At 49.1% G+C, this 22,112-nt stretch carries 27 protein-coding genes and 1 pseudogene; 17 read left to right on the top strand and 11 right to left on the bottom strand.

Features of this window, described 5'->3' with window-relative positions; genetic code table 11:
* Positions 1-158: 158 nt before the first annotated feature.
* The 3 genes from IB196_RS00525 to coaD all read left to right on the top strand — a co-directional run bounded on the left by IB196_RS00525 (position 159) and on the right by coaD (position 3,160).
* Complete coding sequence (locus IB196_RS00525) at positions 159-1,148, top strand: glycosyltransferase (RefSeq protein WP_188231966.1); 990 nt, start codon at positions 159-161, stop codon at positions 1,146-1,148.
* A gap of 246 nt (positions 1,149-1,394) precedes the next feature.
* Positions 1,395-2,672 carry a lipid IV(A) 3-deoxy-D-manno-octulosonic acid transferase gene (gene waaA / locus IB196_RS00520; RefSeq protein ID WP_188231965.1) on the top strand — a complete coding sequence of 426 codons (1,278 nt, stop codon included), beginning with the start codon at positions 1,395-1,397 and terminating at the stop codon, positions 2,670-2,672.
* A gap of 8 nt (positions 2,673-2,680) precedes the next feature.
* Positions 2,681-3,160 carry a pantetheine-phosphate adenylyltransferase gene (gene coaD / locus IB196_RS00515; protein ID WP_005122615.1) on the top strand — a complete coding sequence of 160 codons (480 nt, stop codon included), beginning with the start codon at positions 2,681-2,683 and terminating at the stop codon, positions 3,158-3,160.
* 48 nt (positions 3,161-3,208) lie between these two features.
* Here coaD and mutM read toward each other — a convergent pair whose 3' ends face one another.
* From mutM to radC, 4 genes are all read right to left on the bottom strand, one after another.
* Positions 3,209-4,018 (bottom strand): bifunctional DNA-formamidopyrimidine glycosylase/DNA-(apurinic or apyrimidinic site) lyase, encoded by an 810-nt coding sequence (mutM, locus tag IB196_RS00510; protein ID WP_005122614.1) that lies wholly within the window; start codon positions 4,016-4,018, stop codon positions 3,209-3,211.
* A gap of 98 nt (positions 4,019-4,116) precedes the next feature.
* On the bottom strand, positions 4,117-4,284 hold the full coding sequence (gene rpmG, locus IB196_RS00505) for a 50S ribosomal protein L33 (protein ID WP_003024094.1): 168 nt from the start codon (positions 4,282-4,284) through the stop codon (positions 4,117-4,119).
* Between the two features lie 22 nt (positions 4,285-4,306).
* Complete coding sequence (gene rpmB, locus IB196_RS00500) at positions 4,307-4,543, bottom strand: 50S ribosomal protein L28 (RefSeq protein WP_002436699.1); 237 nt, start codon at positions 4,541-4,543, stop codon at positions 4,307-4,309.
* A gap of 218 nt (positions 4,544-4,761) precedes the next feature.
* The gene (radC, locus tag IB196_RS00495) at positions 4,762-5,427 is read right to left on the bottom strand and encodes a DNA repair protein RadC (protein ID WP_005122612.1); all 666 of its coding nucleotides are present in this window, start codon (positions 5,425-5,427) and stop codon (positions 4,762-4,764) included.
* A gap of 172 nt (positions 5,428-5,599) precedes the next feature.
* Between radC and coaBC the strand changes: the two genes are divergently transcribed.
* The 3 genes from coaBC to slmA all read left to right on the top strand — a co-directional run bounded on the left by coaBC (position 5,600) and on the right by slmA (position 7,969).
* Entirely contained in the window at positions 5,600-6,820 is a 1,221-nt protein-coding gene (gene coaBC, locus IB196_RS00490) for a bifunctional phosphopantothenoylcysteine decarboxylase/phosphopantothenate--cysteine ligase CoaBC (protein WP_149691914.1), read from the top strand.
* Positions 6,798-7,256 (top strand): dUTP diphosphatase, encoded by a 459-nt coding sequence (gene dut / locus IB196_RS00485; protein ID WP_006687626.1) that lies wholly within the window; start codon positions 6,798-6,800, stop codon positions 7,254-7,256. The genes coaBC and dut overlap by 23 nt, the downstream gene beginning before the upstream one ends.
* Positions 7,257-7,372: 116 nt before the next feature.
* On the top strand, positions 7,373-7,969 hold the full coding sequence (slmA, locus tag IB196_RS00480; RefSeq protein ID WP_003827257.1) for a nucleoid occlusion factor SlmA: 597 nt from the start codon (positions 7,373-7,375) through the stop codon (positions 7,967-7,969).
* 77 nt (positions 7,970-8,046) lie between these two features.
* Here slmA and pyrE read toward each other — a convergent pair whose 3' ends face one another.
* Together pyrE and rph are read right to left on the bottom strand one after the other, a co-directional pair.
* The gene (gene pyrE, locus IB196_RS00475) at positions 8,047-8,688 is read right to left on the bottom strand and encodes an orotate phosphoribosyltransferase (RefSeq protein WP_149691877.1); all 642 of its coding nucleotides are present in this window, start codon (positions 8,686-8,688) and stop codon (positions 8,047-8,049) included.
* A 65-nt stretch (positions 8,689-8,753) separates the two neighbouring features.
* Positions 8,754-9,470 (bottom strand): ribonuclease PH, encoded by a 717-nt coding sequence (gene rph, locus IB196_RS00470; protein WP_003024054.1) that lies wholly within the window; start codon positions 9,468-9,470, stop codon positions 8,754-8,756.
* Between the two features lie 125 nt (positions 9,471-9,595).
* On the opposite strand from rph, the gene IB196_RS00465 reads away from it, so the two are divergent.
* The 7 genes from IB196_RS00465 (at position 9,596) to IB196_RS00435 (ending at position 14,619) form a co-directional block, all read left to right on the top strand.
* Complete coding sequence (locus tag IB196_RS00465; protein WP_005122606.1) at positions 9,596-10,459, top strand: YicC/YloC family endoribonuclease; 864 nt, start codon at positions 9,596-9,598, stop codon at positions 10,457-10,459.
* Positions 10,460-10,589: 130 nt separating this feature from the next.
* Positions 10,590-11,924 (top strand): site-specific integrase, encoded by a 1,335-nt coding sequence (locus tag IB196_RS00460; RefSeq protein WP_172729729.1) that lies wholly within the window; start codon positions 10,590-10,592, stop codon positions 11,922-11,924.
* The gene (locus tag IB196_RS00455; protein ID WP_188231964.1) at positions 11,921-12,859 is read left to right on the top strand and encodes a hypothetical protein; all 939 of its coding nucleotides are present in this window, start codon (positions 11,921-11,923) and stop codon (positions 12,857-12,859) included. The genes IB196_RS00460 and IB196_RS00455 overlap by 4 nt, the downstream gene beginning before the upstream one ends.
* 91 nt (positions 12,860-12,950) lie before the next feature.
* Positions 12,951-13,169 carry an AlpA family phage regulatory protein gene (locus tag IB196_RS00450; protein WP_049014569.1) on the top strand — a complete coding sequence of 73 codons (219 nt, stop codon included), beginning with the start codon at positions 12,951-12,953 and terminating at the stop codon, positions 13,167-13,169.
* Positions 13,169-13,603, top strand: coding sequence for a hypothetical protein (locus IB196_RS00445; protein ID WP_131341477.1), 435 nt, complete (start codon positions 13,169-13,171; stop codon positions 13,601-13,603). Before IB196_RS00450 ends, IB196_RS00445 begins: the two co-directional genes overlap by 1 nt.
* A gap of 13 nt (positions 13,604-13,616) precedes the next feature.
* Positions 13,617-14,447 carry an antA/AntB antirepressor family protein gene (locus IB196_RS00440; protein ID WP_188231963.1) on the top strand — a complete coding sequence of 277 codons (831 nt, stop codon included), beginning with the start codon at positions 13,617-13,619 and terminating at the stop codon, positions 14,445-14,447.
* Positions 14,440-14,619 carry a DUF4222 domain-containing protein gene (locus tag IB196_RS00435; protein WP_188231962.1) on the top strand — a complete coding sequence of 60 codons (180 nt, stop codon included), beginning with the start codon at positions 14,440-14,442 and terminating at the stop codon, positions 14,617-14,619. Before IB196_RS00440 ends, IB196_RS00435 begins: the two co-directional genes overlap by 8 nt.
* 427 nt (positions 14,620-15,046) lie before the next feature.
* On the opposite strand, the gene IB196_RS00430 is transcribed toward IB196_RS00435, so the two are convergent.
* Complete coding sequence (locus tag IB196_RS00430; protein WP_071887300.1) at positions 15,047-15,229, bottom strand: YlcI/YnfO family protein; 183 nt, start codon at positions 15,227-15,229, stop codon at positions 15,047-15,049.
* A gap of 178 nt (positions 15,230-15,407) precedes the next feature.
* Positions 15,408-15,635, bottom strand: a pseudogene (locus IB196_RS00425) (hypothetical protein); the annotation flags it as partial.
* A 338-nt stretch (positions 15,636-15,973) separates the two neighbouring features.
* Here IB196_RS00425 and dinD point away from each other — a divergent pair.
* Positions 15,974-16,798 (top strand): DNA damage-inducible protein D, encoded by an 825-nt coding sequence (gene dinD, locus IB196_RS00420; protein WP_188231961.1) that lies wholly within the window; start codon positions 15,974-15,976, stop codon positions 16,796-16,798.
* Positions 16,799-17,027: 229 nt separating this feature from the next.
* On the opposite strand, the gene IB196_RS00415 is transcribed toward dinD, so the two are convergent.
* Both IB196_RS00415 and IB196_RS00410 read right to left on the bottom strand, forming a co-directional pair.
* On the bottom strand, positions 17,028-17,468 hold the full coding sequence (locus IB196_RS00415) for a hypothetical protein (protein WP_040231568.1): 441 nt from the start codon (positions 17,466-17,468) through the stop codon (positions 17,028-17,030).
* A gap of 13 nt (positions 17,469-17,481) precedes the next feature.
* Positions 17,482-18,153: a hypothetical protein gene (locus IB196_RS00410; protein WP_188231960.1), complete on the bottom strand. Its 672-nt coding sequence runs from the start codon at positions 18,151-18,153 to the stop codon at positions 17,482-17,484.
* A 443-nt stretch (positions 18,154-18,596) separates the two neighbouring features.
* On the opposite strand from IB196_RS00410, the gene IB196_RS00405 reads away from it, so the two are divergent.
* Positions 18,597-19,214: a trimeric intracellular cation channel family protein gene (locus IB196_RS00405; protein WP_188231959.1), complete on the top strand. Its 618-nt coding sequence runs from the start codon at positions 18,597-18,599 to the stop codon at positions 19,212-19,214.
* Here IB196_RS00405 and ligB read toward each other — a convergent pair.
* Positions 19,211-20,890, bottom strand: coding sequence for an NAD-dependent DNA ligase LigB (gene ligB / locus IB196_RS00400; RefSeq protein ID WP_188231958.1), 1,680 nt, complete (start codon positions 20,888-20,890; stop codon positions 19,211-19,213). The two genes, IB196_RS00405 and ligB, sit on opposite strands and share 4 nt — an antisense overlap.
* A gap of 261 nt (positions 20,891-21,151) precedes the next feature.
* On the opposite strand from ligB, the gene gmk reads away from it, so the two are divergent.
* Complete coding sequence (gene gmk, locus IB196_RS00395) at positions 21,152-21,775, top strand: guanylate kinase (protein ID WP_005122601.1); 624 nt, start codon at positions 21,152-21,154, stop codon at positions 21,773-21,775.
* A gap of 54 nt (positions 21,776-21,829) precedes the next feature.
* Positions 21,830-22,105, top strand: coding sequence for a DNA-directed RNA polymerase subunit omega (rpoZ, locus tag IB196_RS00390; protein WP_000135058.1), 276 nt, complete (start codon positions 21,830-21,832; stop codon positions 22,103-22,105).
* Positions 22,106-22,112 lie beyond the last annotated feature (7 nt).

Below are 22,112 nucleotides of genomic sequence, written 5' to 3'. Positions count from 1 at the left end.
AAAAATATTTTCACATAACACAATGATTAATAAAGAAAATTTAGTCACCAAGTATCTCTTTCCTTCCTTTACAGTTTGTTCTATTCTATGCCGACAGGAGAGCCATTTTGTCTTACATAAACACGCGTGCGCTCTGAAAGAATCAAAAGGAAAAGGATGTGAAAGAAAATATAGTAAAATATATTAAAAATGCACATATTGAAAATGACGATAAAAAAAGTACATGCATCAATATTACCTATGGCGCTGACAGACCCTTTCTTTACGGTACGGGCGTTTCAATTACATCGGTACTTTTAAATAATCGGGATCTGAACTTCCATTTCCATATTTTCACTAATTATCTTGATGAACATCAACTTCATCTTTTTTCTGTCCTGGCAAGCCAATACAATACCCGCATTACGTTTTATGTACTGGATGATAATGAATTAAAAAATCTACCTACTGCATCTAAGGCATGGAATTATTCGATCTACTTCAGACTTATTGCAATCGATTATTTTGCCGATAAACTCAGCAGCATTATATATCTTGACTCTGATATTATATGTAAAGGAAGCCTTACCTCGTTACTCACGGAAGAATTTAATGGCAATGTATTAATGGCTGTCCATGATAGCTTTGTCGATACGTCTGCTGTTGCCGGTATCAATCCAGGCCTGTACTTCAACTCAGGCTTCATGTATTTTAATCTTCCAGAATTAAAAGATACTAATTTGACTCTACAGGTCATTTCAAAGGTCAATGAAAACCGTTTCTCACATCCCGATCAGGATGCGTTGAACGTCCTCTTCAATGATCGCGTAAAAATTCTTGACCATAAATTCAATTCATTCTTTAACATTGATACGTTAGCCAGGAAAGGGGGGGATGCCTTTAAAATCACATCACAAACGGTATTCATTCACTATGTCGGCGTCACTAAACCCTGGCATGACTGGGCGCAATATTATGCTGAAGTCAAATACTTCAAAATAGCCAGAGATAATTCACCGTGGAAAGATATTCCTTTATTGGCACCCACTACGTATAAACAGCTATCGCGAAAAAGCACACATTTAAAACACAATGGTCATCTCCTCGGTGCTTTTATTTTCTATGTTAAGTATTTAGTTAACAAATACCAAGCACAGAAAAAACGCTAATGTATTGATATTATTGTCTTTTCAGGAATGGCTATGTTTCTGGCATATTCTATAAAGAGATCGGTTTTTATGACCATAACCATTCCGTTTTTAGCCTTCCACTGCAGAGATTACCAAGCGGGGCAACACAACTCAGGCCCCCTTTCTCGTGATCCGTACAGTTTCCTCAAAAAATCAGCAAAAATGATGGTAAAGCCATAGTTAAATACATAGAATCCCCAGCACATCCATAAGCCAGCTACTATTATGCTTGAATTGCTTTACACCGCCCTTTTCTACCTTATTCAGCCTCTAATCTGGATACGGCTTTGGGTGCGCGGACGTAAAGCTCCGGCGTACCGTAAACGCTGGGGTGAACGTTACGGTTTTTATCGCCGCCCACTGAAACCAGGCGGCATCATGCTCCATTCAGTTTCCGTAGGTGAAACGCTGGCAGCAATCCCCTTAGTCCGCGCTCTGCGACATCGTTACCCGGATTTGCCGATCACGGTAACCACCATGACGCCAACCGGTTCTGAGCGCGTGCAATCTGCTTTTGGCACAGACGTTCAACATATCTATCTTCCCTATGATTTACCGGATGCGTTGAACCGTTTCCTGAATAAAGTTGACCCCAAACTGGTGTTAATTATGGAAACCGAGCTCTGGCCAAATCTGATCGCTGCACTGCATAAGCGCCACATCCCGTTGGTCATAGCCAACGCGCGCCTTTCTGCTCGTTCAGCCGCTGGCTACGCTAAATTAGGGAAATTTGTTAGCAGGCTATTACGCCGCATTACGCTGATTGCTGCACAAAACGAAGAAGATGGTGCTCGCTTCATTACATTGGGTGCCAGAAGCAATCAGGTCACCGTCACCGGCAGCCTGAAGTTTGATATTTCTGTCACCCCACAGCTGGCCGCTAAAGCGGTTACGTTGCGACGCCAGTGGGCACCGCATCGCCCGGTATGGATTGCGACCAGCACGCATGACGGGGAAGAAAGCATTATCATCGCTGCTCATCAGGCGCTGTTACACCAGTTCCCGAATCTTTTATTGATTCTGGTTCCCAGACATCCTGAGCGCTTCCCGGATGCCATCAACCTCGTACGCCAGGCTGGTCTAAGCTTTACCACACGTTCTTCAGGCGAAGTGCCGTCCTCAAGTACCCAGGTGGTTATCGGCGACACGATGGGTGAGCTGATGCTGCTGTACGGAATTGCCGATCTTGCTTTTGTCGGTGGCTCTCTGGTTGAGCGTGGTGGACACAACCCACTGGAAGCAGCGGCACATGCCATTCCCGTATTGATGGGCCCGCATACCTTTAACTTCAAAGACATTTGCGCCCGACTGGAACAGGCAAGCGGGTTGATCACCGTCACTGACGTCACCACGCTGGCGAAAGAGGTTTCGTCCCTTCTGACCGATGAAGATTATCGTAATTTTTATGGTCGCCATGCTGTTGAAGTACTGTATCAAAATCAGGGCGCGCTACAGCGTCTGCTGCAGCTGCTGGAACCTTACCTGCCACCCAAAACGCATTGAGGGCTGTCATGCAAAAACGGGCGATTTATCCAGGAACCTTTGATCCCATTACTAACGGCCACCTCGATATCGTGACGCGTGCGACAAGCATGTTTGATCACGTGATCCTGGCAATTGCCGCAAGCCCCAGTAAAAAACCGATGTTCACACTGGAAGAACGCGTTCAGCTGGCACAGCAGGCAACGGCGCATCTTGGTAATGTAGACGTCATGGGATTTAGCGATTTAATGGCAAACTTTGCCCGCGATAATCAGGCTAATATTCTGATTCGCGGTCTGCGTGCCGTGGCTGATTTTGAATATGAAATGCAGTTGGCGCACATGAACCGCCACTTAATGCCTCAACTGGAAAGCGTCTTTTTGATGCCTTCTAAAGAGTGGTCGTTTATTTCATCATCGCTGGTTAAAGAAGTCGCCCGCCACCAGGGTGACGTGACCCACTTCCTGCCAAAAAATGTTCATCAGGCGCTGATGGATAAGCTGAAGTAGCGCTTTAGCCGGGTAAGCCGACAATGTTTATCCGGCCTGCAATGAATGTTATTTCTGACAGCGACGGCAGTAGAACGTCGTTCGCTGAGCGTGCTTAGTTGCAACGATTGGCGCTCCGCATACGCGGCAAGGCTCACCTTCACGTCCATAAACCTGTAATTCCTGAGCAAAATAGCCTGGCTTACCGTCACTTTGCAGAAAATCTTTCAGCGTCGTTCCACCCTGCTCGATAGAGCGCAGCAATACAGCCTTAATAACGCGTACCAGCAGCCCACACTCATCTTTCGACAGCGATGATGCCAGGCGGTCAGGATGAATGCCAGCCGCAAAGAGAGACTCACTGGCGTAGATATTTCCCACCCCCACCACCAGCTTGTTATCCATCAGCCAGGGTTTTATCGCCGTTTTCTTCTTCGCGCATTTCTGCTGGAGATAAGCGGCGTTGAAATCGTCGCTCAGCGGCTCAGGGCCAAGATGGGCGAGGACATTATGTCCATCCAGTTCTTTCGTCCACAGCCAGGCGCCAAAACGCCGGGGATCGGTATACCGTAGGACTTTGCCATTACTCATCACTAAGTCGACGTGATCATGCTTTTCTGCGGGAAGTTCTTCAGGAAGAATACGCAGACTACCCGACATCCCCAGATGAATGATAATCCAGCCATCCGCCAGTTCCAGCAGCAGGTATTTCGCGCGGCGCTGTACGCTCAGTACAGGTTTATCGCTCAGGCGATAGATTTCCTCAGATACTGGCCAGCGCAAACGACCATTACGCACAGTGGCGTGTAGAATCGTCGCCCCTACCAGATGCGGCTCAATACCACGGCGACTGGTTTCGACTTCAGGTAATTCAGGCATAGCATCTCCGGCGCTGTATCAGGTCTCATTAATATGGGGACGGCCAGAAAACAAAAAACCCCGCCGAAGCGAGGTTTTTTGCTACATCGAAACTAAAATTATTTGATTTTAGCTTCTTTGTACAGTACGTGCTGGCGTACAACTGGATCGAATTTTTTCAGTTCCAGTTTTTCCGGCTTAGTACGTTTGTTCTTCGTGGTGGTGTAGAAGTGACCTGTACCAGCAGAAGAAACCAGCTTGATTTTCTCGCGAATACCTTTAGCCATGATTTATTTCCTCTTTAAGTACTTAGTACTTTTCGCCACGGGCACGCAGTTCAGACAGAACTGTATCGATGCCTTTCTTATCGATTACACGCATACCTTTAGCAGATACGCGCAGGGTGACAAAACGCTTCTCGCTCTCAACCCAGAAACGGTGAGAGTGCAGGTTCGGCAGGAAACGGCGTTTAGTCGCGTTCAGTGCGTGGGAACGGTTGTTACCGGTCACCGGACGCTTGCCAGTAACTTGGCAGACTCGGGACATGTCTATTCTCCAAAAATCAAATTAGCTCGAGCTTCGTATGGGGTATCGGCGCCTCGTCAGGCTTTACAGCCCGGTCATCGCATAGTTCTAAGTGAACTCTCGATTGCCAGGCCCAAATGCCAAACCCGAGATTCTCAAAGGTGGCGTAGTATACGCTGACCCGGCGTTATGCTCAAGTCCCGAACAGACAAAGATCCCGATGGATCGCGTAAAGTGCGTTAAATCCAACCGCGTTCCGCAAAAGAAACGTACTCTCCGCGCCCAATGACCAGATGATCAAGCACCCGGATATCCATGAACTGACAGCATTTCACAACACGCTCGGTGATGAGTTTATCTGCTTTGCTCGGCTCTGCACAGCCTGAAGGGTGATTATGCGCAAGGATCACTGCGGAAGCATTCATTTTTATCGCTTCGCGGACAATTTCTCGCGGATGTACCTCGACGTGGCTAATCGTACCGGAAAAAAGTTTACTGTGTTTAATCACGCGATGTTGAGAATCCATAAAGATCACAAAAAAGATCTCGCGTTCCTCTTGCGAGAGCTGGCTTTGCAAAAATTCACGCGCCATTTCCGGGCTAAGTATCGCGCGCTCCTCAATCACCCGTACGTTGTAGTAACGCCTTGCCAGTTCCGCTATCCCCTTCAGCTGCGCATACTTCGCGATACCGATACCCGGAACATAGCTGAATTCCATGTAATCAGCAGACAACAGGCCATACAGCGAATCAAAATGCTGCAGCATCTCTTTCGCCAGCGTCAGCACATCTTTACCCAGCATCCCGGTGCGTAAAAAAAGAGCTAGTAGCTCAACGTCGGTCAGCGAGCTGGCTCCCTGCGCCAACAGCTTTTCCCGAGGCATTATACGTCCTGTATTTTCCATGCTTTTCCCCTCCTGTCGCGTCCGCATAGTGGCATAACGCCAACGGTGAATCGACGCTCTGTTATCAGTTCTTCGTAGCGCCTCGCAAACTGGATCGCGGGCAAAAGCACGACACATTGCGGATTGTGATAAAATATCCGCCTTCTGGTGAAACCCAACAGGAAAGATCATGATGAGCCTGGCCGGTAAAAAAATCGTACTTGGCGTCAGTGGCGGTATTGCTGCGTACAAAACCCCTGAGCTGGTGCGTCGTTTACGGGAACGCGGCGCTGATGTTCGCGTGGCAATGACTGAGGCGGCAAAAGCGTTTATTACTCCTCTGAGCTTACAGGCAGTTTCGGGTTACCCCGTTTCCGACAGCCTGCTTGACCCCGCTGCCGAAGCCGCGATGGGTCACATTGAGCTGGGGAAATGGGCCGATTTGGTTATCCTGGCCCCTGCGACGGCAGACCTGATTGCTCGCGTTGCCGCCGGGATGGCCAACGATCTGGTCTCTACGATTTGTCTGGCAACACCCGCGTCTGTTGCCGTGCTGCCGGCCATGAACCAGCAGATGTACCGCGCTGCCGCTACCCAGCACAATCTGGGCATTCTTGCCTCGCGCGGTTTGCTCATTTGGGGCCCTGACAGCGGTAGCCAGGCATGTGGCGATGTCGGTCCTGGCCGTATGCTGGATCCCTTAACAATTGTGGATATGGCTGCAGAACATTTTTCACCTGTCAAAGATCTGCAACATCTCAACATCATGATTACGGCGGGTCCGACGCGTGAACCACTTGATCCCGTGCGATATATTTCCAACCATAGCTCCGGGAAGATGGGATTTGCTATCGCGGCCGCTGCAGCAAAACGCGGGGCAAACGTCACGCTGGTATCAGGTCCGGTTTCGTTGCCCACGCCGCCATTTGTCCAGCGCGTTGATGTGATGACCGCGCTGGAAATGGAAGCCGCCGTGCAATCTGCGGTGCAACAACAGCATATTTTTATCGGCTGCGCCGCAGTCGCTGATTACCGCGCTGAAACTGTCGCCCATGAGAAAATCAAAAAGCAGGCGACGCAGGGCGATGAATTAACAGTAAAAATGGTCAAAAACCCGGATGTTATTGCCGGCGTTGCCGCACTGGATGCTAACCGGCCTTTTGTCGTTGGGTTTGCCGCCGAAACAAATAATGTGGAAGAATATGCCCGACAAAAACGCCTCCGCAAAAACCTTGATGTGATTTGTGCGAACGACGTTTCGCTGTCTACTCAAGGATTTAACAGTGACAGCAACGCATTACACCTTTTTTGGCAGGATGGAGATAAAGTCTTACCGCTTGAGCGCAAAGAACTCCTGGGCCAATTATTACTCGACGAGATCGTGACCCGTTATGATGAAAAAAATCGACGTTAAGATTCTGGACCCGCGCGTAGGGCAACAATTTCCGCTCCCGACGTACGCCACCTCTGGTTCTGCCGGACTTGACCTGCGTGCTTGTCTTGATGACGCCGTAGAACTGGCGCCGGGCGCAACAACGCTGGTGCCTACCGGGTTAGCCATCCATATCGCCGATCCTTCTCTGGCGGCGGTGATGCTCCCGCGCTCCGGGTTGGGCCATAAGCACGGTATCGTACTGGGCAATCTGGTCGGTTTGATTGATTCCGACTACCAGGGCCAACTGATGGTATCCATCTGGAACCGTGGTCAGGACAGCTTCACTATTGAGCCAGGCGAACGTATCGCGCAGATGGTATTTGTACCGGTCGTGCAGGCTGAATTTAATCTGGTGGAAGAGTTTGAAGCCACCGATCGTGGCGAAGGTGGCTTCGGCCATTCCGGGCGCAAGTAACCCGCAGAAAAGTATCCCACAGCGTAATAACGCAATAACATACCGCAAACAGTCGTTTGCGGTCGCTGTGTGGATGCCTGCCTGGCAAGAGCTTATTTTCAGGGGTATTTTGTAACATGGTAGAAAAGCAAACTGCGAAAAGGAATCGTCGCGAAGAAATACTTCAGTCTCTGGCGCTGATGCTGGAATCCAGTGATGGAAGCCAGCGTATCACGACAGCAAAACTGGCAGCCTCTGTGGGCGTATCCGAAGCGGCATTGTATCGCCATTTTCCCAGCAAGACTCGCATGTTCGATAGCCTGATTGAGTTTATCGAAGATAGTCTGATTACCCGTATCAATCTGATTTTGAAAGATGAAAAGGACACTAACGCGCGCTTGCGTCTAATCGTTCTGTTGATTTTAGGGTTCGGTGAACGTAATCCCGGCCTGACGCGAATTCTGACCGGACACGCGTTGATGTTCGAGCAAGACCGTCTGCAAGGCCGCATTAACCAACTTTTTGAGCGCATTGAAGCGCAGTTGCGCCAGGTTCTACGAGAAAAAAGAATGCGTGAAGGTGAAGGCTACACCGTGGATGAAACGCTGCTGGCCAGCCAGTTACTGGCTTTCTGCGAAGGTATGCTATCCCGGTTTGTACGTAGCGAATTTAAATACCGCCCAACGGATGATTTTGACACCCGCTGGCCGTTAGTTGCCGCTCAATTGCAGTAACACAGCCGTCCACCTTATCAGGCCTGCGCAACCCGTAGGCCCGGTAAGCTTAGCGCCACCGGGCAATTCAAAAGCGATTAAACCCCAAACTCTTCGCGATACGCCCGTACTGCGGCCAGGTGTTCTGCCATTTCAGGTTTTTCTTCCAGATAGGCAATCAGATCTTTCAGGGTAATGATAGAAATCACCTTGCAACCATAATCGCGTTCCACTTCCTGAATCGCTGAAATCTCGCCGCGACCGCGTTCCTGACGATCGAGAGAAATGAGTACCCCTGCCAACGTCGCGCCATTTGCCTGGATTATCTCCATGGATTCACGAATCGCAGTACCGGCAGTGATCACGTCATCCACCAGCATGACACGCCCCTCAAGTGCGCTACCGACCAGATTGCCACCTTCACCGTGGGTCTTCGCCTCTTTACGGTTAAAGCAGTACGGCAAATCTTTATCGTGGTGTTCAGCCAGCGCAACGGCCGTTGTAGTCGCAATCGGAATACCTTTGTACGCTGGGCCAAACAGCAAATCGAACTCAATACCGGAATCCACCAGCGCTTCGGCGTAAAAACGGCCTAACAGAGCCAGGTCGCGCCCGGTATTAAACAGTCCGGCGTTGAAGAAATAGGGGCTTTTACGCCCGGATTTCAGCGTAAACTGGCCAAACTTTAGTACCTGCTTGCTAAGCGCAAACTCAATAAACTGGCGCTGATACGGTTTCATGGATTCGCTCCTCATCTCACTTTATTACAGACAAAAAAAAGGCGACTCATCAGTCGCCTTTAAAATCAATTTTCTAACGCCGCCTTCTGCGTCGCTACAATGGATTCGATTCCCCCTCGGGCCAATGCCAGTAGGGTGAGTAGCTCTTCGTGGCTGAACGGCTCACCTTCTGCCGTACCTTGCACTTCAATAATGCGACCGTCTTCGGTCATCACCACGTTCATGTCGGTCTCTGCGGCAGAATCTTCAACGTATTCGAGGTCGCAAAGTGCTTCGCCATTCACAATACCTACGGAGACCGCCGCGACCATCCCTTTCATCGGGTTAGTTTTCAGTTTACCGCTCGCGACCAGCTTGTTCAGCGCATCAGCTAACGCAACACATGCACCGGTAATTGATGCGGTGCGCGTACCACCGTCTGCCTGGATAACATCGCAGTCCAGCGTAATGGTGAACTCGCCTAGCGTCTTCAGATCAACAGCGGCGCGCAACGCGCGAGCGATCAGACGCTGGATTTCCATAGTACGACCGCCCTGCTTACCTTTTGCCGCTTCACGCGCGTTACGGGTGTGTGTGGCGCGTGGCAGCATGCCATATTCTGCGGTGATCCAACCCTGGCCCTGACCTTTCAGGAAACGCGGAACACCTTCATCAATAGACGCGGTGCACAACACTTTGGTATCACCAAATTCGACCAGCACGGAGCCTTCAGCGTGTTTTGTATAATTACGGGTCAGGGTGACGGGACGCACCTGATTGGCACTACGACCTGCTGGACGCATGATAAAATCTCCGGCTTGAAACGAATGTGGCTGCGCATTATACGGACTTCCGACTGTTATTCCTATCCTGACAAGACGTGGATGGCTATAATCCTCCCATCTCATCTTTAAAAACAGGAACGTCTATGATCCGCAGCATGACCGCTTACGCCCGGCGTGAAATCAAGGGTGAATGGGGTAGCGCTACCTGGGAAATGCGCTCGGTAAACCAGCGTTATCTGGAAACTTATTTTCGCCTGCCGGAGCAGTTCCGTAGTCTCGAACCCGTGGTTCGCGAGCGTATTCGCACGCGTCTGACGCGCGGTAAAGTCGAATGTACGCTGCGTTTTGAGCCTGATGCCAGTGCACAAGGCGAGCTGATTCTGAATGAAAAACTCGCTAAACAGCTCGTTAGCGCTGCTAACTGGGTCAAAATGCAGAGTGATGAAGGTGAAATTAACCCGGTTGATATCCTGCGTTGGCCTGGCGTAATGGCAGCCCAGGAGCAAGATCTGGACGCCATTGCCGCCGAAATCCTCGCCGCGCTTGACGGTACGCTGGATGACTTCGTCGTCGCGCGTGAAACCGAAGGTCAGGCGCTAAAAGCGCTGATCGAGCAGCGTCTGGAAGGCGTCAGCGCTGAAGTCACCAAAGTGCGCGCACATATGCCGGAAATCCTGCAATGGCAGCGCGAGCGTCTGGTCGCCAAACTGGAAGATGCTCAGGTGCAGCTGGAAAATAACCGCCTTGAGCAAGAGCTGGTGCTGATGGCACAGCGTATCGACGTGGCTGAAGAACTGGATCGCCTGGAAGCTCACGTCAAAGAAACCTACAACATTCTGAAGAAAAAAGAGGCGGTTGGCCGTCGTCTGGACTTCATGATGCAGGAATTCAACCGTGAGTCGAATACTCTGGCATCGAAGTCTATCAATGCCGAGGTGACTAATTCCGCGATTGAACTGAAGGTATTGATCGAGCAAATGCGCGAGCAAATTCAGAATATCGAGTAAATACTTAAGAGCTATCACAAAGACGCACAAAACCAGCAAAGCCCGCATTTAGCCGGGCTTTTTTGTTATCATGGGCTATCATAAAGACGCAACAAAGCGCATAGTTAAGGCGTACCCAAAGGTGTACCCAATGAGTTTTGTGTACATCACTTTGGGTACACCCCCTATTCAAAGTTTGGATATTCGCAAAATGCCAAAACTGACAGACATGCAGATCCGTGCGTGGATAAAAGCCGGAGAACGCTTCGAAGGACGCGCAGATGGTGGCGGTCTATACCTCCGATACCGACAGGTAGACCAATCCCCAAGCTGGCGATTCCGCTATAAGTTCTCTGGTAAGCAACGGGCTATGGTTATTGGCTCCTATGCCGAGCTATCACTATCTAAAGCCAGAGAGACCGCCAAAGAACTAGCCGCCCGCGTTGCGCTTGGTTATGACGTGGCAGGAGAAAAACAAGAACGGAAAGCCAAGGCCCTGGCGAAGATGGAAGCAGAAAAAAACGCCATGCGCGTTTCAGATCTTGCCGCCGAATACTTTGAACGCCAAATACTGCCTCGCTGGAAGCATCCAGACATACTACGCCGCCGGATCGACAAGGATATTAATCCCCATATTGGACGCATGAAGGTGGAGGACGTAAAGCCACGCCATATTGATGACATGCTCAAAGCGATAGTAGACCGTGGAGCACCGACCATAGCGACAGACGTTCTACGCTGGACGCGCCGCATATTCGACTACGGAATCAAACGGCACGCTCTGGAGATTAACCCATGTTCCGCATTTGAGGTCTCGGACGCTGGTGGGAAGGAAGTTAGCCGTGACCGCTGGTTAACCCGTGATGAGCTAATCCAGCTATTTAGGGCCATGCGCACCGCAAAGGGATTCAGTCGACAGAATGAGATCACTTTCAAACTATTGTTAGCCCTATGCGTTCGTAAAATGGAGTTATGCGCCGCCCGCTGGGAAGAGTTCGACCTGGACAAAGGCATTTGGCACTTACCAGAAGAACGCAGTAAAAACGGGGACGCTATAGATATTCCTCTGGCGCCACCAGCAGTTGAATGGCTTAGAGAGCTTTACACGTTCTCATGCAACAGCGCATGGGTATTGCCAGCCAGAAAGATGCAAAACAGGATGATTCCACACATTCAGGAAAGCACCCTGCCCGTGGCGCTGGCAAAAGTACGCGCAGAAATGCCGGACATGCCAAACTTCACCATTCACGACTTCCGCCGCACAGCTCGTACACATTTAGCGGCATTGGGTATTGACCCGGTAGTTGCAGAAAGATGTCTTAATCACCGTATCAAAGGCGTTGAGGGTATCTATAACCGGCACCAGTATTTTGATGAACGCAAAGCAGCGCTGGCACAATGGGCCGATCTGCTGGTGGCGCTGGAGCGCGGTGAAGATTACAACGTTACCCCTATTAAGAAATCTAATTTACGGACTGTAATATGAAGAAGATTCCGCCAAATACGTATTTTTCTATTGCTAGAGCCGCAGATTTACTTGAAATCGAGATTGATGATTTGTTGCATATGGGTTCTACGGGAGCTATCCATCTTGGCGTGATTCTGGATGACTTACCTTCTGTGCTTGTTCAACATGTCGATAAACATGGAAATGTTATTTATCACGAATCCTACGCTCCTGAATGCCTAGTAAATTCAGAGTTTTATTATTTTGATCCACATTTATATGAAGGGCAGCAAAAAGAAATCCGCGGAGGCCTTCAAAGTGCGGGTCTAGCATCTGGGCTGTGGCATATTAATAGAGGAACGGTAGGCCAAATTTTACAGTATGGTTCCGGCGCTATAGGGTTATGTCTCACCACCTCATTCGACAATGTAGATATCGATGACTTTAACTATGTCGAAATGCTACTACTTGCAAGTGCACAAGAATTTGATTTGCCTGAGGATTTATTTCCAGATCAAGAAGCCGCAAAAAATGAAATTATGCGACAGAGCGAGCTACTACTAAAAGCGGGTGATTTGTACATCTCAAGGGCTTGGCTTCTTCACATCAGAGAGTGTATGGAAAATTGTACGGTAATCACCCCAAAATTGGGGACACCACAAACGGCGCTAAGGAAAATAGCGATTACAGCCCAAGAGCACGGGAATACTAAACGTTTCAGCCAGAATCGTGAAAACTGCCTGATGGCACTTATTTATACCAAGAGAATTTACCCTGAAGAATGTAAAAACGTCAGCGGTATCGAAACAAATGATGCTTGGGCCGCGGCAACGTTAGATCATTGGCATTCTGTTGGCGCTGGATACTCTCAACCTTCAGCTGATTTTCTCAAAAAAATCATTTCTGATATGGATCGAATTCCAAGTGATCGAACCACCGCTGGAAAACCTAAGGTAGTTGATACTAAAAAGTAGTCCCATGATGCTAATTTTTAGTGTCGTTCACTTCATTGATGATTTTTACTTTAATGCCCGTAACACCAACTATCACAGGAGTTACGGGGCTATGCATACCTCTCAACCGGCATCATCAGCCATACCTACCTCGGGATACATTCGCCGCTTTCGCATGCCGGAGCTGCTGGGCGTATCCATGCCTACCATTGATCGCTGGGTTAAGAACGGCAAGCTTCCTCGCCCAATTAAGCTTAGCGATAGCGTTACCGCATTTGATGCGGTAGAGATTCATAACTGGCTGGCAGAACGCCGCGGGAAGGTAGCGTAATGGAAAAGAAAAACCGCCCAGTACAGCAGGCGGCTAACTCAGATATTCGCGGATCTGATGTTACGCCACCAGCCCACTCTATTCAACAGATGAAGCGCACGCCGAAAAAGCATCGTGCCCGCGTCTATATGCTGCGCACTGGCGTAGAGGGATGGACAGAGAACGATATTCTTCGCTACTGCCGTCTTTCGTCTGGCCGCAACTATGCATCTGAAATAGAGCGCCGCCTCGATATTCAGCTTGAGCGTATCGACGAGAAAAACCCGGATGGCATTGGCTCACACCTACGCTACCGCTTTGTAAGCCGTGGTGACGTGATGCGAGTTATCCAGTTGGTTAACAGCAACGCTGCCGCATGTGGTTATCAGGGACTTACTCAGCCTGAAATAACCGATATTCTCAACCTCTACCCGGACGCATTCACCGCCGCATAACGGAGTCTGAAATATGAAACTCGAAAAAAGCCGATTCACTTCGGAGGCCGCCCCACAATCTAACGTAGGCCAGGGCGTAATTATCAATAACGACTTTGCCGCCATTGTGCCGGTTAATTCAGGTCTGATTGGCGGGCGTCAAACCAATATTGTGAGCGCCAGAGATCTGCATAAAGCGCTCGGTGTTGGCAAAGATTTCTCAACGTGGATCACCGACCGCATTACTGATTATGGCTTTTCTATTGGCAGTGATTACATCGTTAACAAGGCAATTTCCCCAAAATTGGGGAAAAGCCCTACTGGCGCGGCTTGCAGCCCGGCAACTGTAGGCAGGCCTGGTAAGGATTATTTGCTGTCTATCAGCACCGCCAAAGAAATCGCAATGCTCGAGCGCAACGAACAAGGCCGAGCCGTTCGCCGCTACTTCATCCAGTGCGAGGAGGAGTTACAGCGCAGCGTACCGGAGATTGCCGCCCGGTATCGCCAGCACCTTAAAGCCCGTATCAATGCGGCTGGTCGTTTCACCGCTATGTGTGAAGCGCTTGAATTAGCGCGAATGGAGCAAGGTAAAACCACGCAGCGCCATCACTACACCAATGAGAGCAACATGCTGTCTCGCATTGTTCTTGGTGGCCTGACAGCTAAGCAATGGGCGCAGGCAAACGGTGTGGAGGGTGAGCCACGCGACAGCATGAACGCTAAGCAACTAGAGCACTTCGCTTACCTTGAGAATACCAACATCACGCTGATCGATATGGGCATGGAGTTTGAACAACGCAAAGCAGAATTAAACCGCCTGTCACAGCGCTGGATGGCAAAGCATCAGGAGGTTGCTCATGACTAAGACCACCAGCATCCCACGCCCGCAGCAGCGCTTTAAGGACGCACACGGCGCTATGGTGACGGTTGAAAGTGTTACGTCCAACCGCGTGACGTTCTACCGTGACGGATATCATTCACAATGCGTACAACCGCTGGAACGCTTTACTAAGGAATTCCGGGAGGTGGCGCAATGATGGCTACCGTCCAGAGCAAGGGTTTTCTCCTGGCTGGCCTGTTAACAAATGTTAACCCTCAGAACCTTATAAAACCCAAGGTCACGAACGGTTGCCTGTTATCAATTGTTATGGCTAATGGCTTAGCAAAACTTAGCCTGAACCTCACAAAACCTGACATCCACACTCGGGAAATGACGACAAATGATGACATTTTAAACCAAGAAGAAATCACCTCTAAAAAGCTGAATGCGGGGAATAAATTCCCCCTGCTGGCTGGTGGCGTGAACTGGTGTGCTACCGTTATGGGCCGTGTTACATCAGCTTTTACGAGCAGTACGCATGCACCAGAAGATTTTTTAGGGGTCGTTACGCGAGAAGGTGAGTATTCGGAGTCCATAAAAAAGGGCAGCCATAAGGCCACCCTTTGCAATGTTGCTGAAAAAAATCAAGCCTTAGGTTTAATTCCTTCTTTCCGCAGCCTATCGCGGCATGAGTCTTTAACCCAAGAACTGAAATTGCCTTGTCCAGCAACAGCGTTGATTTGCTCAAGTAGTTCATCCTCAAAGCGAATGTGCTTCATGGTGCTCCCCTTGCGATCGAACGCTTTTTTCTGCTTATCATCTTGCATTGGTAGTTACCAGTATTATAATGGCAATACAGATGGTAACTACCAGTTTGCGGTAATTCAATACCAATCTGTAAAAACGGCAAAGCCCGAGGGTGCGCTAACACCAATCGGGCTTCTAACCACCACCGATAGTAATAGTATCGAGGTAGCTATGAGCAATCGTACCACACACCCGCAAGGGCGGGATTCCCTGCTTACCTCCTGCCAGCGCTGCGGCAGCGGCTTCCATTCGCTCCACCAGCGCCAGCATACGCGACTGTGGGTTATTCTCTGGCTGGTTTAATTTGCTGCGTAGGGCATCGAGTAGCCACGCTGTTTTGTCGCCACCAGATGCTGCTACAGACCCATTAAACGCATCCACCAATTCAGCAGGGACGCGGAACGCTACAAGATTGGATTTGCTCATGATGGCAACCGTATCAGTGTTTTATATCTATACAGTATACCACTGTATAACAATGTTATACGAATGGGGTTGAAGTTAACTATCTGATTTGTTTGATACCGTCAATTTTGGAATGTGATGCTGACGGTGCTTAAAGAACAGAGTAACTGCAAGTCACTCTGTTGTCCTGTCAAAGGGCAGAATTTTGCGGCTGGTCATTCTCATGGCTGGCTGATTGCTTATGGTGGGGTACCTCTATCATACATTAATCAGGATGTGAGATATTAAGCCTTGCCGCTAGCGTTGGCGGCAATGATAGCTGCCATCCTTAAATATCAAGCTAATACATGGAGTGAGCAATGAACGAGCACCACCAGCCTTTCGAAGAGATCAAACAGGTTGATGAAGAAGGATCAGAATATTGGTCAGCACGAGAGCTAGCAAAGCTGCTGGATTACTCAGAGTATCGTCATTTCACTCCTGTTTTAGAACGAGCAAAAGAAGCATGCCTTAACAGCGGTCACAATATTGGCGACCATTTCGAGGATGTCCTCGGTATGGTCAAAATTGGTTCAGGTGCGCAAAGGGAACTAAAGGATGTAATACTGTCTCGGTACGCTTGCTACTTAGTTGTTCAAAACGGAGACCCTACCAAACCCGTCATAGCCGCGGGGCAAACGTACTTTGCAATACAGACTAGGCGGCAGGAACTAGCTGACGATGAGACATTCAAGCGACTCCGCGAAGATGAGAAACGCCTTTTTCTTAGGAACGAACTGAAAGAGCACAATAAACATTTGGTCGAGGCAGCACAGCAAGCCGGTGTTGAAACCACTCTGGATTTTGCAATTTTTCAGAATCATGGGTATCAAGGGCTGTACGGTGGCTTAGATCAGAAGGCTATACATCAGCGAAAAGGCCTCAAGAAAAGCCAAAAGATACTCGACCACATGGGTTCCACTGAATTGGCGGCCAACTTATTCCGAGCCACTCAGGCAGAAGAGAAACTCCGCAGGGACAATGTTAAATCTAAGCAAAAAGCCAATGAAACTCACTTTGAGGTAGGTAGAAAAGTACGTCAAACTATTCAGGAGTTGGGTGGGACAATGCCCGAGAATCTGCCTGTGCCAGAAAAAAGTATCAAACAACTTGAATCGGCCGCCAAAAAACTGGGCAAAAAATAGACACAGCAACAAAGCACATGAAGTTTTGGTGTACACAAGGGTGTACCCATTGAATAAACGCACTCCATAAAAACCAGTAAACATAAGGCATAGACTCACATACTCAACAAACAAATTCAATCGAGTAATTTTGAATATCATCCCTATGCTATCGTAACGTACTAGATAGCCTGCTCAATGCAGGCTATCCGTACCGCCAGTAAGTGCTGACTTATATAAAATTGAATACTTATTTATCTGGCATATATTTGTCGTTATAAATACTCTTCAGAATATCAATCCGAACAGCATTACTGCTGTTCATATTCACGACTGTCAGTACTTCATCGGAGCCCCTGAGACGCCAGCATTCCGCCTCAACATCGCATTTTACCTGTTTTTCATAGCCCGCCATTGAGAGATATTTACTAATCCTCCCCGTATTACTGGTATCATGGAACGTCACACTCCATACATCAGCCTTAGGACCAGAAATGTTCGTATAATTAAAGTCATACACTTGGGATATTCTCGGCATTTTTTTTAAAACTTGAGGAGTATAATAATCATATTTGTCTTTATCAAACTCTGTATATTGTGCGTTACCAGCAAGTCTCATTTTAATATTAGGACAGAAATAAGAACTGCATATAGCTATTATCATCAGCACTATTATGACTGCCTGTTTCATATGTTTCCCTTTTTTACCAGTTAACGACCGTTCCATCTCTGGAAACTATTTTAACGTTACCAGAACTAAAGTCGCTGTAAGGTATCACTGTTCTCATGAATGAGGGTAAAACACCTTTTACAGGAAGAGCTAAAGCTGATTTCATCGGTTCGGGAAATAAAATCGGTTGGAATGAGGTGTTTTTAAAAGAACCGATTGGACCATAATAATCCCAACGTCTGAGGGCTTCCTCTTTGCTGACGGGCTGCAATAGCGGGAATGGGTTACTATATGAGACTACGCGGTAGAACCCCAGCAAATCGGATACTAAATCCTCACCACTGAAACCGCTGTCGGTGTAAAGATAAAAGGGGAAATTTGACTGTAAACCTTCAAAACGATGAGCAAGCGCCATCATCATGGAAAGCGCTATACTATATCGTTCAAATAAACTTCGCCCTTTTCTAATTCTCCATCTGATGAACTTCCCAATTGTGAGCCCTCCTCTTCCCATACTTTGAGTGTATTTTACATCGTAATAATCCTTTCCTGAATGCTCGCCTTGGTGCATATCCGAGAGTAACTTTCTGACATCATCTCCTCGAGCATGTCCCATATCTATCCACCCCAAAACTTCGGTGTAGGTTATCCCACTTCTTAAATTTCCAGCCTCTCTGCCATCCTGAATTTCCTCTCTTACGCTCATGTCTATCACTCCGACTGACTAAATGCTGAAGATTTTGCTGTAAATGTGTCTACACGCATAGAAGCGATAGCTGAGGGGGGCATTTTTCAGAATAGAGGCCGCTGAATATCAGAGTTTACTTAGGATGACTTCTCTAATGGCTTCTGGAGTGTCAACTTGTCCAATGGTCGGGGAGGATAGTTTTGTTGAAATATCATACGTGGCTCGCCAGTAAACGGCGGCGCTACGTGCTTTTCCGATGGGCATGTTTATAACCTCTCACTACGCATTATATTTTCTCATCACTTATCACCATCACTAATATCGTTATGCGCACAACATATGGCATTTTCTTCAAACAAGCATTAGCTGTAGTTATTAGAATCACTTCACCTTAGAAAATCTCAATCGTGACAGTGCGCACAAATCGTTAACCTTAGCCCCCAGCAAATCAGGGGGAATACATGCTGTTACACGTTTTATACTTAATTGGTATTACTGCCGAAGCCATGACGGGTGCACTTGCGGCAGGTCGTCGTCGTATGGATACATTTGGCGTCATTATTATTGCCACCGCGACGGCCATTGGCGGTGGATCAGTGCGCGACATTCTTCTCGGCCACTATCCGCTCGGTTGGGTAAAGCACCCTGAATACGTCATTATCGTGGCGACCGCTGCGGTACTGACCACCATTATTGCCCCCGTCATGCCCTATCTGCGTAAAATATTCCTCGTACTGGATGCGCTGGGCCTGGTGGTCTTTTCTATTATTGGCGCTCAGGTGGCGCTGGATATGGGACACGGGCCAATTATTGCCGTGGTCGCTGCGGTTACCACTGGTGTCTTTGGCGGTGTATTACGCGATATGTTCTGCAAACGCATCCCGCTGGTGTTCCAGAAAGAATTGTATGCCGGCGTATCATTTGCCGCTGCCGTGCTGTACATCGTGCTACAGCATTATGTCTCCAGCCACGATATCGTAGTTATCTCCACCCTGCTTTTCGGCTTTACAGCACGTTTACTGGCACTGCGCCTGAAGTTAGGACTGCCGGTATTTTACTATCGCCATGAAGGGCATTAAGGCATAAAGCCCGTGATCCGCTGAGCAGCTAACCAGTTGCTCAGCACTGTGACCTCTCGCTCCTCCAGCCACTGCATCACCTGCCGAGCCCGTCGCTCCCCCATAAAAGGTAACTGCCGCCAGCTTTGTTCACTACGCTCCTGTAACTGCAGCCACGAACCATCCCGACTGGCATTCAACGTAACCTGTGTTATCGGTATTCCCATAGCAATCAGCCAGCGCGTGAACGGAAGATCGCGTGACAGGTTGAACTGATGCCATAACTTCTCCCCTTTGCTTACACCAAATGTGGACTGTAGTTGTTCCTGAGTTAGCCCAAGCCAGGAAAAGATATGCTCAAAGCGATACGCCTGATGGAGCTCCCGCCATCCCGCCTCGCCGATGCCCTCCAGCCCCAATACCTCTTTGGCGCCCAGCCAGACCAGCCTTGCGACAAACTGCTCATAACACTCCGGGGTAGCATAAAAACAGGTTAATGAATTGAAGCGCCCCTCAGGTGGCGTTGGCTTAATACGCTGGGTACTGCGCCACACCACCTCATCTATACGGGGGATCCCTTGTCCGGCGAGGCTTATCAGAATCTGATCGCCAGGCGCGATATCCCATTCATTCCAGCGTCGGACAGAGCCAATATTGACGCGCTGCACCCGCTTATCATCCAGCATGACGGGCTTCAACATAGCAACAACGGCAATTTTCCCACTTTTACCAACTGAAAACTGAATATCTGTAACCTCTGACACCTGAGCCACCGGAGGATATTTCCACGCTGCCAGCCAGTCTCCCTGTCCAGGGAGCCAGTATCGCGCCTGTGGTTCTTTCCCCGATCGCACCACGACACCATCCGTCACAAAAGGGAGCGCCGAAGTCCACCACCTGGCGCGGGCCTGCTCTACGTCGTCCGCATTCTTCACGGCCTGAGTATAGCGCTGCGCAAAACTGAACCCGGCAGCAGTGAGTTGCTCCAACCTTTCCGACATGACCGCCGGACCATCAGGCCAGGCCCAGATAAATATGTTCAGAGAGCGTAATAACTCCGGCGTGTTCTGCCGCATCATCATTCCAGCAACCTTTGAACGGGCGTTCATTCCCCCTCTCTGCTGTTGGATATGCCCTTCCTGCTGCAAAAATATCTCACCCTGCAGAGTACTGTTAGCGAGCTGTCCCTCGGTAATATGGGGTACGGAAGGGATCTGAAGAACCTTTTGCGTCCAGTCTTCACCTTTCAGGCCGTTACCACGGCTAATCGCCTGTATCAGATTGCCGTTGCGATAAACCAGCGTGACCGCCACGCCGTCCACCTTCGGCTGCACCCAGAGATCGCTACGGGCCTGCATCCATTGCTGGAGCGCTTGCTTATCGGCAAGTTTTCGAACTCCCGTGTGGGGAACAGGGTGCGAAACTGTGCCACTTATTGGGGGCGCAGACAGATCGGGTGGGGCTTCATCGACAAAACAACGTTGCCATTGGATGAGTTGCGCATTGAGCTGGTCATAAACGCCGTCGTCTACGGCACTTTCACCCTGTTTCCAGTAACTGTCATTCCACTGTGTTATCTGCTGCTGTAGTCGCGAAATTTCCTCATTTGCCCGGGCAGGCGACCAGACGGGGCAAACCGCCCAGGCGGGTAGATATCCCATTAGCAAAATCACCCCTATGCCTTTCCATAACCTCATGCTACCTCCGCTGAACACTGCGTTTCCCGGCAGATATAGCGCGAAGTGAAAAGGAAACAGAGCGGTAAAAACTCATCCTGCGAGCACCATTCCTGACATTTGCACAAATTGCTGCAAATCGTGGATAAAACAGGAAACTGGTACGCAAAACGCAATAAACATGCGCAAAAAGTGTGACAAAGGCTACGTAGCAAAGCGGCTACGTGTATAATAAGCCCGTATGTAGGCTCTCTTTCGACAATCACATACATTAAGATACTCATGGCTCAAGGCACGCTTTATATTGTTTCTGCCCCCAGTGGCGCGGGTAAATCCAGCCTGATTCAGGCTTTATTAAAAACCCAACCGTTGTATGACACCCAGGTTTCTGTTTCGCACACCACGCGCGCTCCGCGTCCGGGGGAAGTGCATGGTGAACACTATTTCTTTGTGAACCATGATGAATTCAGAACCATGATTGGCAGAGATGCGTTCCTGGAACACGCTGAGGTATTTGGCAATTACTACGGCACCTCGCGTGAGGCAATTGAGCAAGTACTGGCATCGGGCGTCGATGTCTTTTTAGATATCGACTGGCAAGGTGCGCAGCAAATTCGTGAAAAAATGCCGCATGCACGCAGTATTTTTATTTTGCCACCTTCTAAGATTGAGCTGGACCGCCGCCTGCGTGGCCGTGGTCAGGATAGCGAAGAAGTTATCGCAAAACGTATGGCGCAAGCTGTTGCAGAAATGAGCCATTACGCCGAATATGATTATCTGATTGTGAATGATGACTTCGATACTGCCCTGGGCGATTTGAAAACGATCATTCGCGCCGAACGTCTGCGCATGAGCCGCCAAAAGCAGCGTCATGACGCTTTAATCAGCAAACTGTTGGCAGACTGAACCCACATTCAGTATCATGCCCAGTCATTTCTTCACCTGTGGAGCATTTTAAGTATGGCACGCGTAACTGTTCAGGACGCTGTAGAGAAAATTGGTAACCGTTTTGACCTGGTACTGGTCGCCGCGCGTCGCGCTCGTCAGATGCAGGTAGGCGGAAAGGATCCGCTCGTACCGGAAGAAAACGATAAAACTACCGTTATCGCGCTGCGCGAAATCGAAGAAGGTCTGATCAACAACCAGATCCTCGACGTGCGTGAGCGCCAGGAACAGCAAGAGCAGGAAGCCGCTGAATTACAAGCTGTTACCGCTATTGCTGAAGGTCGTCGTTAATCACAAA

The sequence above is a fragment of the Citrobacter sp. C6_1 genome (genome assembly GCF_014596835.2).
Classification (GTDB): Bacteria; Pseudomonadota; Gammaproteobacteria; order Enterobacterales; family Enterobacteriaceae; genus Citrobacter; species Citrobacter pasteurii.
The sequence above is the reverse complement of the archived record's forward strand: the minus strand, read 5'-3'. Positions and strand labels throughout refer to the sequence as shown.

What these genes read in the sequence shown, in the direction of transcription:
- IB196_RS00405 (WP_188231959.1), top strand. Translation starts at nt 18,597, where the DNA reads ATGCTGTTACACGTTTTATACTTAATTGGTATTACTGCCGAAGCCATG.
- dut (WP_006687626.1), top strand. Translation starts at nt 6,798, where the DNA reads ATGATGAAAAAAATCGACGTTAAGATTCTGGACCCGCGCGTAGGGCAA.
- rpmB (WP_002436699.1), bottom strand. Translation starts at nt 4,543, where the DNA reads ATGTCCCGAGTCTGCCAAGTTACTGGCAAGCGTCCGGTGACCGGTAAC.
- IB196_RS00430 (WP_071887300.1), bottom strand. Translation starts at nt 15,229, where the DNA reads ATGCAAGATGATAAGCAGAAAAAAGCGTTCGATCGCAAGGGGAGCACC.
- slmA (WP_003827257.1), top strand. Translation starts at nt 7,373, where the DNA reads ATGGTAGAAAAGCAAACTGCGAAAAGGAATCGTCGCGAAGAAATACTT.
- IB196_RS00465 (WP_005122606.1), top strand. Translation starts at nt 9,596, where the DNA reads ATGATCCGCAGCATGACCGCTTACGCCCGGCGTGAAATCAAGGGTGAA.
- coaBC (WP_149691914.1), top strand. Translation starts at nt 5,600, where the DNA reads ATGAGCCTGGCCGGTAAAAAAATCGTACTTGGCGTCAGTGGCGGTATT.
- mutM (WP_005122614.1), bottom strand. Translation starts at nt 4,018, where the DNA reads ATGCCTGAATTACCTGAAGTCGAAACCAGTCGCCGTGGTATTGAGCCG.
- coaD (WP_005122615.1), top strand. Translation starts at nt 2,681, where the DNA reads ATGCAAAAACGGGCGATTTATCCAGGAACCTTTGATCCCATTACTAAC.
- IB196_RS00460 (WP_172729729.1), top strand. Translation starts at nt 10,590, where the DNA reads ATGAGTTTTGTGTACATCACTTTGGGTACACCCCCTATTCAAAGTTTG.
- rph (WP_003024054.1), bottom strand. Translation starts at nt 9,470, where the DNA reads ATGCGTCCAGCAGGTCGTAGTGCCAATCAGGTGCGTCCCGTCACCCTG.
- IB196_RS00410 (WP_188231960.1), bottom strand. Translation starts at nt 18,153, where the DNA reads ATGAGCGTAAGAGAGGAAATTCAGGATGGCAGAGAGGCTGGAAATTTA.
- IB196_RS00450 (WP_049014569.1), top strand. Translation starts at nt 12,951, where the DNA reads ATGCATACCTCTCAACCGGCATCATCAGCCATACCTACCTCGGGATAC.
- pyrE (WP_149691877.1), bottom strand. Translation starts at nt 8,688, where the DNA reads ATGAAACCGTATCAGCGCCAGTTTATTGAGTTTGCGCTTAGCAAGCAG.
- IB196_RS00455 (WP_188231964.1), top strand. Translation starts at nt 11,921, where the DNA reads ATGAAGAAGATTCCGCCAAATACGTATTTTTCTATTGCTAGAGCCGCA.
- IB196_RS00440 (WP_188231963.1), top strand. Translation starts at nt 13,617, where the DNA reads ATGAAACTCGAAAAAAGCCGATTCACTTCGGAGGCCGCCCCACAATCT.
- gmk (WP_005122601.1), top strand. Translation starts at nt 21,152, where the DNA reads ATGGCTCAAGGCACGCTTTATATTGTTTCTGCCCCCAGTGGCGCGGGT.
- radC (WP_005122612.1), bottom strand. Translation starts at nt 5,427, where the DNA reads ATGGAAAATACAGGACGTATAATGCCTCGGGAAAAGCTGTTGGCGCAG.
- waaA (WP_188231965.1), top strand. Translation starts at nt 1,395, where the DNA reads ATGCTTGAATTGCTTTACACCGCCCTTTTCTACCTTATTCAGCCTCTA.
- rpoZ (WP_000135058.1), top strand. Translation starts at nt 21,830, where the DNA reads ATGGCACGCGTAACTGTTCAGGACGCTGTAGAGAAAATTGGTAACCGT.
- IB196_RS00435 (WP_188231962.1), top strand. Translation starts at nt 14,440, where the DNA reads ATGACTAAGACCACCAGCATCCCACGCCCGCAGCAGCGCTTTAAGGAC.
- rpmG (WP_003024094.1), bottom strand. Translation starts at nt 4,284, where the DNA reads ATGGCTAAAGGTATTCGCGAGAAAATCAAGCTGGTTTCTTCTGCTGGT.
- dinD (WP_188231961.1), top strand. Translation starts at nt 15,974, where the DNA reads ATGAACGAGCACCACCAGCCTTTCGAAGAGATCAAACAGGTTGATGAA.
- IB196_RS00415 (WP_040231568.1), bottom strand. Translation starts at nt 17,468, where the DNA reads ATGAAACAGGCAGTCATAATAGTGCTGATGATAATAGCTATATGCAGT.
- IB196_RS00445 (WP_131341477.1), top strand. Translation starts at nt 13,169, where the DNA reads ATGGAAAAGAAAAACCGCCCAGTACAGCAGGCGGCTAACTCAGATATT.
- ligB (WP_188231958.1), bottom strand. Translation starts at nt 20,890, where the DNA reads ATGAGGTTATGGAAAGGCATAGGGGTGATTTTGCTAATGGGATATCTA.